Below are 16,328 nucleotides of genomic sequence, written 5' to 3'. Positions count from 1 at the left end.
TGCTCATAAAAGCCCAATTGGTTTGGGTTAATAATCAGTGGGGATGAAGCCCCCCCCACTAATTAAAGTTTCACTTTATTTAGTATATAAAAAGGAGGCTTCTAAAACGAAGCCTCCTTTTTAATTAACTTTCTTCCCACTCTTCCTCATCAACCATAAGAAATAAGGTGCTCCAAGTACAGCAACGACAAGGCCAGAAGGAATTTCTTTCGGATATGCAATTGTACGTCCAAGTAAGTCAGCAACAGAAAGAAGGATTGCTCCAAATAGTGCTGAACAAACGAATAGTCTTTGATGGTTCATACCAACAACAATTCTTGCTAAGTGAGGTGCGACAAGGCCTAAAAAGGCAATTGTACCGACAGCAGCGATATTTACTGATGCAAGTAGTGTCGCTAGCACAATTAGAGCAAGACGTGTTTTATTTACTGGTTGCCCAAGTCCAGTTGCTAAATCGTCTCCCAGTACGAGAACGTCAAGTTGTTTTATTAAGAAAAAGATAATGAATACAAGAATTAGAGATGGATATAGAATGATATTTTCTAAGTGATTCCACCCTCTTGCATACGTACTGCCAGATAACCATGTTAAAGCAGCGGCAACATTCAAATTGGCTCTAACGATAAAGATTTGAATAATTGCCGAGCCAAGTGCAGAAATACCAATTCCTATTAAAGCGAGAGCTGTTGGGCTAAATCCTGATTTCCATGAAAAGAAGAGGACAATTCCTACTGCAAGTAGTCCTCCAATAAATGCACCAATTGGTAGAAAGAAACCAGGAAGTGCAGGAAAGACATACATAATAGTTAAAGCACCAACACCAGCTCCCGATGAAATACCAATAATAGAAGGATCGGCAAGTGGATTTCGTAATATACCTTGGAAAACAAGCCCACTTATTGCAAGGCATGCGCCAGCAATAGCAGCAACGAGCATTCTTGGTAAACGAAGATTCATCATCATGTTTTTGTCAAATAGTGTTAATTGACCTGATATAACATTTGTAATACTTTCGATATAAGCGTTACTACCGATTGTAACACCAAGAGCAATCGTCACAATGCAAAGTGTGATAGATATAATGATTACCTTTTTATAAGAGTAATAGCGGGAACTAGCTCCAGCTGCATTCGCACCGTTATCATTCATATATTGTTTCGACTTCATCATTCGGTACACTAAGTAAATAAGCCAAGGAGATCCAATCATTGCTGTGACTGCCCCAACAGGAAGTTCTGCACCGGTTGGATCTATTAATCTACCGAAAACATCTGCTCCAAGTAATAATACTGCCCCCCATAAGAAAGAAGAGAGAAGAAGAGTAAAGTGTTGACGGTATCCGATAAGGCGCATTAAATGAGGCGCAACTAAGCCGACAAATCCAATTGGTCCAACAACAGTAACAATTACTGCTGTTAAAAAGATTGCAGCAATGAAGGCGATAAGACGTGTTACTGCTGTTTTTTCACCAAGAGAAACAGCAACATCATCACCAAGTAAGAGAATGTTGAGTTTACGAGACATAAATAGTAAAACTAGGAAAGAAATAATGATAAATGGAAAAGCAAATTGAACGCCATCCCAGTTATTTTGAATAAGAGAGCCAGCTCCCCATAAAAATAAACCAGCTGTTTCATTTTCATAGAAAAGCTGCATCGTTCCGGTAAAGGCAGAGAGCATTAATGTAACGACCATACCAGCTAATGCCATTCTAAGTGGGGTTCCCTTTTTTCCACCAGAAATACGGTATACAAATAAAGCAGTAATAGCACCGCCGATAAATGTGAACAGAAGAGAATTAATTTGTAAACCTTTCGGTAAGAAAATTGTAGCCGCTACTAGAAAGAAATATGCGCCAGAGTGAATACCCATTGTACTGGATTCAGCAAGTGGATTTTTCGTTAACGTTTGTAAAATAACCCCTGATGCAGCAAGAGCGCCTCCAGCTAAAATGGCAATTACAGCTCTAGGTAATCGAAGCATGATTAAAGTTTGATGTTCTAGTGATTGGTTCGGTGAGATAAGAGCATCAATAATCATACTATAGGAAATGTTTGCTTGACCTTGTCCGATATGAATAAAGAAAAGGAGGAGCAAGAGAGCTGCTCCTCCTCCGAATACAAGACTTGCTCGAAGTGTGTGTTGTAAGCTATTCATCGTGTAATCACTTCTTTGCTGTCATTACATCTGCTACTTGTGTTGCTAAAGATGTTGCAGACTCAGGACCACCGAAAATCCAAGTATCGCCTTTTAATTTATACATTTTGTTTTCTTTTTTGAACTTTAATTCTTCCCAAGCAGGGTTGCCTTTTAGTTGCGTGTCAAAAATGTTATCTTCATCCGCTACAATGTAAATGAAGTTTGAATCTTGTACACTTTGTAATGATTCTACAGTTGTTTGTTTGAAACCATCTGGCTCAGATTTTCCTGCTTCAAAAGTATTTGTTAAACCTAATTTTTTTGTAACTTGTAAAGCTAAAGAATTGTCAGTTAAGATACGGAATGTTGGTACGTTTTTAGCAGTAAATGCTTGTGCCATTGCGATGTTTTTATCTTTTAAGTCTGCTTTCTCAATTTTTGCTTTTGCATCAGCGAATGCTTTATCCATATCAGCTAATACTTTTTTACCTTCTTCTTCTTTTCCAACTGCTTTTGCAATTTGTTTAAATGTTTCTGTCATTTCAGCAAAGTGATCGTTATTGCTTGTTGATGGATCAAACATAACTGTTGGTGCAATTTGCTCTAATTCATTTTTAATTGCTTTACCACGGAATGAAGCTGTAATAATTAAGTCTGGTTTTAAACGGCTAATTTCTTCTAAGTTTGGTTGTTGACGTGTCCCTACATCTACAACATCTTTACTCGGTTTTGTTTTTGTATTTACCCATTTATTATAATTCTTAATGTCTGCCATCCCTACTGGCTGAACACCAAGTGCTAATAAGTCTTCAGAATATACCCACTCAAGTACAACTACTTTTTTTGCTGGTTTATCTAACTTCGTTTCCCCTTCAGCGTGTTTAATTGTTATAGCTTGATTTTTATTGTCCGCTTTTGTTTCTTTTTTCTCCTCTTTTTGCTGTCCGCATCCAACAGCGAATAGAAGAACTACTATGAAAATACCGAGAATTTTCTTCATCTTCTGCCCCCAAATTAAGTGTTTTTTGTAACTAGTACCATAAGTGAAAATGGTTATCAATTACAACACCCAAATCATACTATGAGGGTATTTTAAGTGTCAATATATTTTTAAAATTTTGACGAAAAATAACGAATTATACGGATTTTTATATATTATAGTCGCTATTTATGAAGAATAAGCCTCTTTACTAAAAATATTGGCGAATGTGGAAAGTTTAAATGGGAAAGTGGCTGTGTACGATAGTGTAATGTGTATTGTTAATAGTCTGTGGAGATAAGGCGAAAGTACAAGCAAAAGGAGAGTGAATCGCATGTAATAATTACTAGAATGTATGGAGGAAATCTGTGTTTTATCCCCGACTAGGCAAAGTATTTCTTTGTTATTTAGATAGGTGTTTTTTAAGTCGGTGATTGCGCTAAAAAGATCGAATGTAAAGGAAGTGATCAACATGTCTTCATGGAGCAATAACGTAAATGGATATTGTGGGTGTAATAATCAAAATGGTGTACATGTTGATTCATGCTGTTTTAGTTGCGATGGGACAGTTCCTAAGGTTGGTCCAACCGGTCCGACGGGGGCAACAGGAGCAACAGGCCCAACGGGGGCGACAGGAGTAACAGGCCCAACGGGAGCGACAGGAATAACAGGGGCAACGGGTCCAACAGGAGCGACAGGAATAACAGGAGCAACAGGCCCAACGGGAGCGACAGGAATAACAGGGGCAACGGGCCCAACAGGAGCGACAGGTTCAACAGGAGCAACAGGTTCAACAGGGGCAACGGGAGCAACGGGTTCAACAGGAGCAACAGGAGCGACGGGAGCAACAGGTCCAACAGGAGCGACGGGAGCAACAGGTCCGACGGGAGCAACGGGTTCAACAGGTCCGACGGGAGCAACAGGTCCAACAGGAGTGACAGGATCAACGGGAGCAACAGGTTCAACAGGTCCAACGGGTTCAACAGGTCCAACCGGAGCAACTGGTACAAGTATCACGGCGACATATGCATTTGCAAATAATACGTCGGGAACAGCGATATCGGTACTTCTTGGTGGAACGAATGTCCCGCTTCCGAATAATCAAAATATCGGTCCTGGTATTACGGTTTCCGGGGGAAATACAGTATTTACGGTTGCAAATGCTGGGAATTATTATATTTCATATTCGATTAATATAACAGCTTCATTATTGGTCAGTTCACGAATTACAATTAATGGAGCACCACTTGCTGGGACGATCAATTCTCCTGCGTTAGCAACTACATCATTTAGCGCAACAATTATTACAAATCTTGCAGCAGGAGATGCTATTAGTTTGCAACTATTTGGTTTGTTAGCTGTTGCAACATTATCAACAACTACACCAGGAGCTGTATTAACGATAATAAGATTAAGTTAAACTATAACTCTCTTACTCTTTTAAGATTAAGAGAGTTTCTACATATAATAAGAAGTTAATGAAGTAAAGCATAGTTATACAAAAGTCGGAATATTGTGATTGTAACGCTATGGTGACTATAATATAATGAAAATAACCATCATGAATGAACATTCATTTATTTTTATGTATTTGAAGGGGGAATGAAGGTGGAAAAACCATGGTTGAAAAGTTATCCAGAGGAAATTCCGAGTACGGTTTCTTATGATATTCAGCCGCTTCATAGATATGTAGAACAGATGGCATCTCGCTACCCAGAAAAGAAAGCGCTTCACTTTTTAGGGAAGGATATTACGTTTTCGGACTTCCATGATAAGGTGAAGAGGTTTGCAAATTATCTTCAAAAGCTCGGTGTGGAAAAGGGTGATCGAGTTGCTATTATGTTGCCAAATTGTCCGCAAGCTGTAATTGGTTATTACGGCACATTACTTGCGGGAGGTATCGTAGTACAAACAAATCCACTGTATACAGAAAGAGAATTAGAATATCAGCTTCATGACTCGGGAGCAAAAGTAATTCTTTGTCTCGATTTAGTGTTTCCAAGAGTAACGAATGTTCAATCTGCTACAAAAATTGAGCATATTATCGTAACTCGTATTGCAGACTTTTTACCATTCCCTAAAAATCTATTGTATCCATTTGTGCAGAAAAAACAGTCGAATTTAGTTGTGAAAGTATCAGAGAGTGAAACGATTCATCTTTGGAATTCAGTAGAAAAAGAAGTGAATACGAATGTTGAGGTGCCTTGTGATCCTGAAAATGATCTAGCCCTTTTACAGTACACAGGAGGAACAACCGGATTTCCGAAAGGAGTTATGTTAACGCATAAAAACCTCGTCTCTAACACGTTAATGGGAGTTCAATGGTTATATAATTGCAAAGAAGGAGAAGAAGTCGTTCTTGGGGTTCTTCCATTTTTCCATGTTTATGGTATGACAGCTGTTATGAATTTAAGTATTATGCAAGGATACAAAATGGTCCTTATTCCAAAGTTTGATATGAAAATGGTTTTTGAAGCGATTAAGAAGCATAAAGTGACATTGTTTCCAGGGGCACCAACTATTTATATCGCTCTTTTAAATAGTCCGCTTTTAAAAGAATACGATATTTCTTCTATTCGTGCTTGTATTAGTGGATCAGCACCACTGCCAGTAGAAGTACAGGAAAAGTTCGAAACAGTTACAGGTGGTAAACTAGTAGAGGGATATGGTTTAACAGAATCCTCTCCAGTTACACATAGTAATTTTTTATGGGAAAAGCGAGTGCCAGGTAGCATTGGAGTTCCGTGGCCAGATACAGAAGCGATCATTATGTCACTTGAGACTGGTGAGGCATTACCGCCAGGAGAAATAGGGGAAATTGTAGTGAAAGGTCCTCAAATTATGAAAGGATACTGGAATAAGCCAGAGGAAACAGCGGCTGTATTGCAAGATGGCTGGCTCCATACAGGTGATGTTGGCTACATGGATGAAGATGGATTTTTCTATGTAAAAGATCGCAAGAAAGATATGATTGTCGCGAGTGGATTTAATGTGTATCCTCGTGAAGTTGAAGAAGTATTATATGAGCATGAAAAAGTGCAAGAAGTAGTGACAATTGGAGTTCCAGATCCGTACCGAGGAGAGACAGTTAAAGCATTTGTTGTGTTAAAAGAAGGTACGGAGTGCTCTGAGGAAGAATTAAATCAGTTTGCACGTAAATATTTAGCGGCTTATAAAGTGCCGAAAGTATATGAGTTTAGAGATGAATTGCCAAAAACGACAGTAGGGAAAATTTTACGCCGTGTTCTAATAGATGAAGAGAAGAGAAAGAATGAGGATGAGCAAACGGGCTAAGGCCCTTTCTTTTTGAAAAAATAGGATTGACACTTTTCTAAATAGTCAGTATTATAAGAATATGAATGACTATTCATTCAGTCATCTTCTTGAAGGGGACAGTAAAGTGAAGAAAAATAGACCGAAATACAATCAAATTATTGATGCGGCAGTCATTGTGATTGCGGAGAATGGGTACCACCAAGCGCAAGTTTCTAAAATCGCAAAGCAAGCTGGGGTAGCTGATGGCACGATTTATTTATATTTTAAAAATAAAGAAGATATATTAATATCCTTATTCCAAGAGAAGATGGGAGAATTTGTCGAAACAATTCGTCAAAAAACAGCAGGAATTGAAAGCGCTGTATCGAAGTTATTCATGTTGGTAGAAACGCACTTCTTGCTGTTGTCGCAAAATGATCCTCTTGCTATCGTTACGCAATTAGAGCTAAGGCAGTCCAATCAAGACTTGCGCCTTAAAATAAATGAAGTATTAAAAGGCTACTTACAAGTTATGGATGAGATTTTAGAGACTGGTATAAAACAAGGTGAATTTCAAGCAGATTTAAATGTTCGCGTGGCAAGACAAATGATCTTTGGAACAGTAGATGAAGTTGTGACCAATTGGGTAATGAGCGATCATAAGTATGATCTGGTCGCACTTTCAAAAACGGTACACGGGCTACTTATTGCAGCTTGTGGTTATCGTCAATAATGGGAGGGATCATGTTGAAATTCCTATCTGTAAGAGTTGAAGATCATATCGCGGTGGCGACATTAAATCACGCACCAGCGAATGCGATGTCTTCACAAGTTATGCATGATGTTACTGAATTAATTGATCAAGTGGAAAAGGATGATAACATTCGTGTTGTTGTTATTCATGGTGAAGGACGTTTCTTCTCAGCGGGAGCAGATATTAAAGAATTTACATCTGTTACTGAAGCGAAGCAAGCAACAGAATTAGCACAGCTTGGACAAGTTACGTTTGAGCGTGTTGAAAAATGTTCAAAACCAGTTATTGCGGCAATTCATGGAGCGGCACTGGGCGGCGGCCTTGAGTTTGCTATGTCTTGCCACATGCGCTTTGCAACTGAAAGTGCAAAACTTGGTTTACCTGAATTAACACTTGGATTAATTCCTGGCTTTGCAGGTACACAGCGCTTACCACGTTATGTTGGGAAAGCGAAAGCTTGTGAAATGATGTTAACAAGTACACCAATTACTGGTGCAGAAGCATTAAAGTGGGGACTTGTTAACGGATTGTTCTCTGAAGAATCTCTTTTAGATGATACGCTTAAAGTTGCAAAACAAATTGCTGGAAAAAGTCCAGCAACAACTCGTGCTGTACTAGAGTTATTGCAAACGACAAAATCGTCTCATTACTATGAAGGTGTACAACGTGAATCACAGATTTTTGGTGAAGTATTTACGAGTGAAGATGGAAGAGAAGGTGTAGCTGCATTTTTAGAAAAGCGTAAACCTTCATTTAGTGGCAGGTAGTTCAATTATTTTTTTAATATAAATTAACAGAAAATTAAAATTGATAGAATCTTTCTGAAAAACAAGGGGGTAAATGGAATGAACATCTACGTACTCATGAAACGAACATTTGATACAGAAGAAAAAATCGTAATTAAAAACGGTGCAATTTACGATGGCGAAGCGGAATTCATCATCAACCCTTACGATGAATATGCAATTGAAGAAGCAATTCAAGTAAGAGACGCACAAGGTGGAGAAGTTACAGTTGTAACAGTCGGTGGCGAAGATAGTGAGAAAGAACTTCGTACTGCATTAGCAATGGGCTGTGATAAAGCCGTATTAATTAATATTGAAGATGATGTAGAAAATGGTGACCAGTTCACGACAGCAAAAGTGCTTGCTGAATATTTAAAAGATAAAGATGCAGATTTAATTTTAGGCGGAAACGTTGCAATTGATGGTGCATCTGGACAAGTAGGACCACGCGTAGCTGAAGCGTTAAATATTCCATATGTAACGACAATTACAAAACTTGAAATTGACGGTACAAATGTGAAGATTGAGCGTGATGTTGAAGGTGATACAGAAGTGATTGCAACTTCATTACCAGTTTTAGTAACAGCACAGCAAGGTTTAAATGAACCGCGTTATCCATCGCTTCCAGGTATTATGAAAGCGAAGAAAAAGCCGCTAGAAGAATTAGAATTAGATGATTTAGATTTAGAAGAAGATGATGTGGAAGCAAAGACAAAAACAATTGAAATCTATTTGCCTCCTAAGAAAGATGCAGGAAAAGTGTTACAAGGCGAGCTGCAAGATCAAGTAAAAGAACTTGTATCGTTGCTCCATACAGAAGCGAAAGTAATCTAATAAAATACGAAATTATATATGCAGGAGGGAAAATCTATGGCTCGTAAAGTATTAGTAATGGGTGAAGTTCGTGATGGATCGCTACGTAACGTTTCTTTTGAAGCGGTAGCAGCAGCAAAAACAATTGCAGAAGGCGGTGAAGTAGTAGGTCTTCTAATTGGAGACAGCGTTGCCTCTTTTGCAAATGAATTGATTCATTACGGTGCAGATCGCGTTGTGACAGTTGAAAATGATAAATTAAAATCATATACATCTGATGGTTATGCACAAGCGTTTTTAGCTGTACATGCTGAAGAAAATCCAGAAGGTATTGTCTTTGGACATACAGCACTTGGCAAAGATTTATCACCAAAATTAGCAGCGAAGCTTGAAGCTGGTTTAATTTCTGACGTAACTGCTTTAGAGGTTGAAGGTGGAAATGTTATCTTCACTCGTCCAATTTACTCTGGTAAAGCATTCGAGAAGAAGATTGTAACAGACGGCATCTTATTTGCGACAGTGCGTCCAAATAACATTGCAACTCTGGAAAAAGATGAGTCTCGCAGCGGTGACGTATCTTCTATTACAGTTGATGTGAAAGATTTACGTACAATCATTCAAGATGTTGTCCGTAAAACAGCAGAAGGTGTGGATCTTTCTGAAGCGAAAGTTATTATCGCTGGTGGACGCGGTGTGAAGAGTGAAGAAGGCTTTAAACCATTAAAAGAGTTAGCTGACGTACTAGGCGGCGCTGTTGGGGCATCTCGTGGTGCTTGTGACGCTGAATACTGTGATTACTCATTACAAATTGGTCAAACTGGTAAAGTTGTTACGCCAGACTTATACATTGCATGTGGTATTTCTGGTGCGATTCAGCATTTAGCAGGTATGTCTAACTCAAAAATAATCGTTGCGATTAATAAAGATCCAGAAGCAAGTATCTTTAAAGTAGCTGACTACGGTATTGTCGGTGACTTATTCGAAGTTGTACCTCTTTTAACAGAAGAGTTTAAAAAGTTAAAAGTACATTCATGATTTTAGTACCCTTGAGTTCCAAGTGAAGTACCCCTATATATAGAAAAAGGTGAGAGATCCCCTGTCTCTCATCTTTTTAGTATTTAATCCGTATTTTTATATAGTATAAAGGAACATTTTTTTGTTACAATACATAACGATACATATTATTCGCCACGTATATAAGTTAATGATATACTCTTGGTAGAATATACTTGAAGGAGGAAATAAAATGGCAATTGTAAACGCAAATGACCAAAGCTTCGCAGCAGAAACTAGCGAAGGTATTGTATTATTAGATTTCTGGGCACCTTGGTGTGGACCTTGTAAAATGATCGCTCCTGTATTAGAGGAAATTGATGCAGAACTAGGCGAAAAAGTAAAAGTAGTAAAAGTAGACGTTGATGAAAACCAAGAAACTGCTCGTCAATTCGAAGTAATGAGCATTCCAGCTCTTTTCGTATTAAAAGACGGTAAAGTAGTTGATCAAGCGTTAGGTTACAAACCGAAAGAAGCGTTAGTAGAATTAGTTTCTAAACACTTCTAAAATAAAAAAGCTACCATTTGGTAGCTTTTTTTATTTTCTTTTTTACAGTCTTTCCGTTACAATAAAAGAACGTATGTTGGGTGTTTGGGCATAGTATGTTTTCAAGGGAAAATAAAAATGCTAAGTATGTAGAAATGGAGGGAGACGAGTGCACGAACATTTGAAAGAGAAGTTGGCTATTTTACCAGATCAACCTGGTTGTTATTTGATGAAAGATAAGCAAGGAACGGTTATATATGTCGGAAAGGCAAAAGTGCTTAAAAATCGTGTGCGCTCGTACTTTACTGGTTCACATGATGGGAAAACACTGCGGCTTGTAGGAGAAATTGTTGATTTTGAATATATTGTAACCTCTTCGAATTTAGAAGCACTTATTTTAGAGTTAAATCTAATTAAAAAATATGATCCGAAATATAATATTCAATTAAAAGATGATAAAACATATCCTTTTATTAAAATTACGGCGGAGAAGCAACCGCGCTTACTCATTACTCGAAACGTAAAAAAGGATAAAGGGAAATATTTTGGTCCTTATCCAAATGCACAATCTGCTCATGAAACGAAAAAACTGCTAGATCGTATGTATCCACTTCGGAAATGCACGAATATGCCAGATAAAGTTTGTTTGTATTATCATATGGGGCAATGTTTAGCGCCTTGTGTGAAAGAAGTGACGGAAGAACAAAATAAAGAAATTGTAGATGAAATTATTAAGTTTTTAAATGGTGGACATAAAGAAGTTCGTTCAGAACTAGAAATAAAAATGTATGAGGCCTCAGAGAAACTAGAGTTTGAACGTGCAAAAGAGTTGCGTGATCAAATTGCTCATATTGATGCGATTATGGAAAAACAAAAGATGATTATGAGTGACTTAGTGGATCGTGATGTGTTTGGATATGCAGTGGATAAAGGATGGATGTGTGTTCAAGTTTTCTTCGTTCGAAAAGGAAAGCTAATTGAACGTGATGTTTCTATGTTTCCAATTTACGATGAACCAGAAGAGGGTTTTTTAACGTTTATTGGCCAATTTTATGAAAACAGTAGTCATTTTAAGCCGAAGGAAATTGTCGTTCCAGGAAGTATAGACTCGGAATTAGTAGAGCGCTTTTTAGAAGTGGAAGCGACGCAGCCGAAACGTGGTAAGAAAAAAGACCTTGTAGAATTGGCAAATAAAAATGCGAAGATTGCTCTTGAAGAGAAGTTTTACTTAATTGAACGTGATGAAGAACGAACGATTAAAGCGGTAGATCATTTAGGGAAGCAGCTTGGGATTGAAACGCCATATCGTATTGAAGCGTTTGATAACTCAAATATTCAAGGAACAAATCCCGTTTCTGCAATGATTGCTTTTATCGATGGGAAACCGGCGAAGAAAGAGTATCGAAAATATAAAATTAAAACGGTTCAAGGACCAGATGATTATGAGTCTATGAGAGAAGTTGTGAGGCGCCGTTATACAAGGGCGCTTAAAGAAAATTCACCTTTACCTGATTTGATTATTATTGATGGAGGAAAAGGCCATCTAGCGGCTGCAAGTGATATTTTAGAGAATGAGCTCGGATTATATATTCCGATGGCAGGTCTTGTAAAAGATGATAAACATAAAACCTCCCATTTAATTATTGGGGATCCACCGGAACCTGTGATGCTTGAGAGAAATAGCCAAGAATTTTATTTATTGCAGCGTATTCAAGATGAGGTGCATCGATTTGCGATTACATTCCATCGTCAATTACATGGGAAATCTGTCATTCAATCAGCATTGGATGATATTCCAGGAATCGGTGATAAACGGAAAAAGGTATTGTTAAAACATTTTGGTTCATTAAAGAAGATGAAAGAAGCTTCTATAGAGGAATTTGTCGAAGCGGGTATGCCGAAAAATGTCGCGGAGACGATTTATACGTATTTAACAGATAAGAAGACGTTGTAGTTTACAACGTCTTCTGTTTTTTGGTATAATTTCTGAAGATTTAAAATAAACGCATCTGAATGAAAATACAAAAAAGTCAACTAAACTGATATGTCTAGTTGACTGTAGGTAATGCTTACACTTCAATGAGATCTTTTATATCCCATTTTACAAGAAATGTAATAGAGTCAGAACGTTTTTTCTTTTCTTCGTATGACTCTGCAACGACGTTCCGTTGCTTTTGGATTTGTTCAGCGATGAATCCGGCTTCTAGTTGATAAGAAGAATGTCGTTTTTGTTTTTGACGTTCTGCGATGAGTGTGCCTTTAAGTTGGAACTGCATTTCACGACGCTTATGTTCAACAATGCTTAAAGTGCCCCAGCCAGCCTTTTCAAAGAACTGAATGACTTCTTCAATTGTTTCTAGCGGATATTTTCTTGCAAGGTTTCTACCAGACCAGTATAAAATACCATCTAAATCGTTGCCGATTAAATCAGGTAGTAATTCTTCACGTAGCAATTCATAAGCGAAGGCGTTCAATGAAACATCTTCTAAAGATGTTGTATCGATTGTATTTTTACTCACAATATTCCCCTCTTTCTATAGGGATTATTATATAACATTTCACATTTATAAAAACAGATTTTTCTTTAGGAAAATCTGAATATATAAGAAGAAAAAAAGAATTGGCAAATTATATGCAAATTATGTATACGTTTTCTTGACGCTTCGACAAAAATAGGAGTAAAATGAACTTGGTATCAAATTATGCTGAAATATTTCGAATAATTTTTTCAGTTTTTCTTATGCCAATAGTGAAAAAACATTATTGTCATAAACTAATCTGAAAACAGCAGTCAAACATTCAAGGGGGGTAATGGGGACATGAAAGGCCGCGAGTATACGTTTCGTAAGTGGCACTCATTAATGGGGGTCATCCCGGTTGGTGTCTTTTTGACGCAACATTTAATTGTAAACAACTTTGCAACACGAGGAGCAGAGGCTTTTAACAAAGCTGCAGGCTTTATGGAGCTCCTTCCATTCCGGTATGCGCTAGAAATTTTCATCATCTTTTTACCGATACTGTACCATGCTATATATGGCTTATATATTGCATTTACAGCTAAGAACAATGCGGTTTCTTACGGTTATTTCCGTAACTGGATGTTCGTTTTCCAAAGAATTTCAGGTATCGTTACGCTGATCTTCATTTCTTGGCATGTCTGGGAAACTCGTATTCAAGCAATGTTAGGTAAAGAGGTAAACTATGATATGATGGCAGATATTTTAAACAATCCAGCTATGTTTGCATTCTACTTAGTTGGTGTTGTTTCAACAATTTTCCACTTTGCAAATGGACTATGGACATTCTGCATCAGCTGGGGAATTACAGTATCTCCACGTTCACAAAGAATCTCTACTTATGTAACATTAGCTATTTTCTTAGGTTTATCTTATGTAGGTGTGAGTGCATTATTAGCGTTCATCGATCCACAGCTAGCAAACCAGTAAGGAGTGGGAGAGCATGAAAGGGAAACTTATAGTAGTCGGCGGTGGCTTGGCTGGCTTAATGGCAACGATTAAAGCGGCAGAAGCAGGAGTAAATGTTGAACTGTTTTCTTTAGTACCAGTAAAACGTTCACATTCTGTATGTGCTCAGGGCGGAATTAACGGTGCCGTAAATACGAAAGGTGAAGGGGATTCTCCATGGATCCACTTTGACGATACAATTTATGGTGGGGACTTCTTAGCGAACCAACCACCAGTTAAAGCAATGTGTGAAGCAGCACCTGGTATCATTCATTTAATGGACCGTATGGGTGTTATGTTCAACCGTACGGAAGAAGGACTTCTTGATTTCCGTCGATTTGGTGGAACGCAACATCACCGTACAGCATTTGCTGGTGCAACAACTGGACAGCAATTACTTTACGCATTAGATGAACAAGTACGTCGTCACGAAGTAGCAGGACTTGTAACGAAATATGAAGGTTGGGATTTCTTACGAGCTGTTGTTGATGATGAAGGTGTGTGCCGAGGAATCGTTGCACAAGACTTACAAACTATGGAGATTAGAAGTTTCGGAGCAGATGCCGTAATTATGGCAACAGGGGGCCCTGGTATCATTTTCGGAAAATCAACAAACTCCATTATCAATACAGGTACAGCAGCTTCTGCTGTATATCAACAAGGCGCATATTATGCAAACGGTGAGTTCATTCAAATTCACCCAACGGCAATTCCTGGAGACGATAAATTACGTCTTATGAGTGAATCTGCACGTGGTGAAGGTGGACGTGTTTGGACATATAAAGATGGTAAACCATGGTACTTCTTAGAAGAAAAATATCCGGCTTACGGAAACCTTGTACCTCGTGACATCGCGACGCGTGAAATCTTTGATGTTTGCGTAGAGCAAAAACTAGGTATTAACGGTGAAAACATGGTGTACTTAGATCTTTCTCATAAAGATCCAAAAGAACTAGATATTAAACTAGGTGGAATTATTGAAATCTATGAGAAATTTACAGGGGATGATCCTCGTAAACTACCGATGAAAATCTTCCCAGCTGTTCACTATTCAATGGGCGGACTATGGGTTGATTATAAACAGATGACAAATATTCCAGGTTTATTTGCAGCAGGTGAGTGTGATTATTCTATGCACGGTGGTAACCGTCTTGGTGCGAACTCACTATTATCAGCAATTTATGGTGGTATGGTAGCAGGACCAAACGCAATTGAATATATGAAAGGTCTTTCTAAATCATCTGATGCTGTTTCATCTACTGTATATGAGCAAAATGAATTAATCGAAACAGAGAAATTTAACAATATTTTAACGATGGATGGTAACGAAAATGCGTATGTTCTTCATAAAGAGCTTGGAGAATGGATGACAGATAACGTTACAGTAGTTCGTGAAAATAAAAAATTATTAGAAACAGATGCAAAAATTGAAGAATTAATGGCTCGTTACAAACGTATTAACATTAACGATACAGCAAGATGGAGTAACCAAGGTGCTTCATTTACACGCCAACTTGCAAATATGTTTGAGTTAGCACGTGTTATTACAATTGGCGCATATAACCGTAATGAGAGCCGTGGGGCGCATTACAAACCTGAATTCCCAAATCGTGATGATGCAAACTTCTTAAAAACTACGATGGCAAAATTTGAGGGAGAAGGAAATGCACCAGCATTCCATTACGAGGACGTTGATATTTCGTTAATTAAACCACGTAAACGTGATTATTCTTCAAAACACGATGTAGCTGCTAAGGGTGAAGAGAAGGGGGATAAACAACATGTCTGAGAAAACAATCCGCCTCATCATTACGAGACAAGACGGGCCAGATGCGCAAGCGTTTGACCAAGAGTTTGAAATTCCATATCGTCCGAATATGAATATTATCTCAGCACTTATGGAAATCCGTCGTAATCCTGTTGATTCAAAAGGGAACCAAACAACTCCGATTGCATGGGATATGAACTGCTTAGAGGAAGTATGTGGTGCATGTTCGATGGTGATTAACGGAAAACCACGTCAATCATGTACGGCACTTATCGATCAATTAGAGCAACCAATTCGCTTAAAACCGATGAAGACATTCCCGGTTGTACGTGACTTGCAAGTTGATCGTAGTCGCATGTTTAATGCTCTAAAACGCGTTAAAGCGTGGATTCCAATTGATGGTACGTATGACCTAGGTCCAGGACCAAGAATGCCTGAGAAAAAGCGTCAATGGGCTTATGAGCTTTCAAAATGCATGACATGTGGTGTTTGCTTAGAATCATGTCCAAACGTAAACAGTAAGTCTGACTTTATTGGACCAGCACCGTTATCACAAGCTCGCTTATTCAACTCACATCCAACGGGTGAAATGCATAAAGCAGATCGCTTACGTGCAATTATGGGAGATGGAGGACTAGCAAACTGTGGTAACTCTCAAAACTGTGTGCAATCATGTCCGAAGGGTATTCCTTTAACAACTTCAATTGCGGCATTAAACCGTGATACAACAATTCAATCGTTCAAAGATTTCTTTGGTAGCGATAATAACTATTAATAAATATTGCCTCTTCATATCGAAGAGGCAATATTTATAACTTTATTTTTCTGTTT

14 protein-coding genes are annotated in these 16,328 nt (G+C 38.1%); 11 read left to right on the top strand and 3 right to left on the bottom strand.

What is annotated here, in order from left to right:
• Positions 1–120: 120 nt before the first annotated feature.
• Both fhuB and NST27_RS22140 read right to left on the bottom strand, forming a co-directional pair.
• Positions 121–2,157 carry a Fe(3+)-hydroxamate ABC transporter permease FhuB gene (gene fhuB, locus NST27_RS22145; protein WP_001087094.1) on the bottom strand — a complete coding sequence of 679 codons (2,037 nt, stop codon included), beginning with the start codon at positions 2,155–2,157 and terminating at the stop codon, positions 121–123.
• A 7-nt stretch (positions 2,158–2,164) separates the two neighbouring features.
• Positions 2,165–3,139, bottom strand: coding sequence for an ABC transporter substrate-binding protein (locus NST27_RS22140; protein WP_000721843.1), 975 nt, complete (start codon positions 3,137–3,139; stop codon positions 2,165–2,167).
• Positions 3,140–3,590: 451 nt separating this feature from the next.
• Between NST27_RS22140 and NST27_RS22135 the strand changes: the two genes are divergently transcribed.
• The 8 genes from NST27_RS22135 to uvrC all read left to right on the top strand — a co-directional run bounded on the left by NST27_RS22135 (position 3,591) and on the right by uvrC (position 12,219).
• Positions 3,591–4,538: a BclA C-terminal domain-containing protein gene (locus NST27_RS22135; protein ID WP_061661779.1), complete on the top strand. Its 948-nt coding sequence runs from the start codon at positions 3,591–3,593 to the stop codon at positions 4,536–4,538.
• Between the two features lie 188 nt (positions 4,539–4,726).
• On the top strand, positions 4,727–6,412 hold the full coding sequence (locus NST27_RS22130; protein ID WP_000414747.1) for a long-chain-fatty-acid--CoA ligase: 1,686 nt from the start codon (positions 4,727–4,729) through the stop codon (positions 6,410–6,412).
• 106 nt (positions 6,413–6,518) lie between these two features.
• Positions 6,519–7,106 (top strand): TetR/AcrR family transcriptional regulator, encoded by a 588-nt coding sequence (locus tag NST27_RS22125; RefSeq protein WP_000742223.1) that lies wholly within the window; start codon positions 6,519–6,521, stop codon positions 7,104–7,106.
• 11 nt (positions 7,107–7,117) lie between these two features.
• Positions 7,118–7,894, top strand: coding sequence for an enoyl-CoA hydratase (locus NST27_RS22120; protein ID WP_000911292.1), 777 nt, complete (start codon positions 7,118–7,120; stop codon positions 7,892–7,894).
• A gap of 78 nt (positions 7,895–7,972) precedes the next feature.
• On the top strand, positions 7,973–8,746 hold the full coding sequence (etfB, locus tag NST27_RS22115) for an electron transfer flavoprotein subunit beta (protein ID WP_001029028.1): 774 nt from the start codon (positions 7,973–7,975) through the stop codon (positions 8,744–8,746).
• Between the two features lie 36 nt (positions 8,747–8,782).
• The gene (etfA, locus tag NST27_RS22110) at positions 8,783–9,760 is read left to right on the top strand and encodes an electron transfer flavoprotein subunit alpha (RefSeq protein ID WP_000101943.1); all 978 of its coding nucleotides are present in this window, start codon (positions 8,783–8,785) and stop codon (positions 9,758–9,760) included.
• A gap of 211 nt (positions 9,761–9,971) precedes the next feature.
• A complete protein-coding gene (trxA, locus tag NST27_RS22105) occupies positions 9,972–10,286 on the top strand; it encodes a thioredoxin (protein WP_001018941.1) in 315 nt (104 codons plus the stop codon).
• Positions 10,287–10,434: 148 nt separating this feature from the next.
• Complete coding sequence (gene uvrC / locus NST27_RS22100) at positions 10,435–12,219, top strand: excinuclease ABC subunit C (protein ID WP_000544296.1); 1,785 nt, start codon at positions 10,435–10,437, stop codon at positions 12,217–12,219.
• A 115-nt stretch (positions 12,220–12,334) separates the two neighbouring features.
• On the opposite strand, the gene NST27_RS22095 is transcribed toward uvrC, so the two are convergent.
• Positions 12,335–12,784 (bottom strand): YslB family protein, encoded by a 450-nt coding sequence (locus NST27_RS22095; protein WP_000042226.1) that lies wholly within the window; start codon positions 12,782–12,784, stop codon positions 12,335–12,337.
• Positions 12,785–13,084: 300 nt separating this feature from the next.
• Between NST27_RS22095 and sdhC the strand changes: the two genes are divergently transcribed.
• From sdhC to sdhB, 3 genes are read left to right on the top strand one after another with little or no spacing between them, the layout of a single operon-like run.
• A complete protein-coding gene (sdhC, locus tag NST27_RS22090; RefSeq protein ID WP_000678354.1) occupies positions 13,085–13,711 on the top strand; it encodes a succinate dehydrogenase cytochrome B558 in 627 nt (208 codons plus the stop codon).
• A 13-nt stretch (positions 13,712–13,724) separates the two neighbouring features.
• Positions 13,725–15,518: a succinate dehydrogenase flavoprotein subunit gene (gene sdhA / locus NST27_RS22085; protein WP_000676750.1), complete on the top strand. Its 1,794-nt coding sequence runs from the start codon at positions 13,725–13,727 to the stop codon at positions 15,516–15,518.
• Positions 15,511–16,272 (top strand): succinate dehydrogenase iron-sulfur subunit, encoded by a 762-nt coding sequence (sdhB, locus tag NST27_RS22080; protein WP_001291827.1) that lies wholly within the window; start codon positions 15,511–15,513, stop codon positions 16,270–16,272. Before sdhA ends, sdhB begins: the two co-directional genes overlap by 8 nt.
• The last annotated feature ends 56 nt before the right edge of the window (positions 16,273–16,328 follow it).

Origin of the sequence: Bacillus sp. FSL W8-0770 (assembly GCF_038008705.1) — a bacterium.
Taxonomy (GTDB): Bacteria; Bacillota; Bacilli; order Bacillales; family Bacillaceae_G; genus Bacillus_A; species Bacillus_A cereus.
Note: the sequence above shows the minus strand (reverse complement) of the source record. Positions and strands in the feature narration are given on the sequence as shown.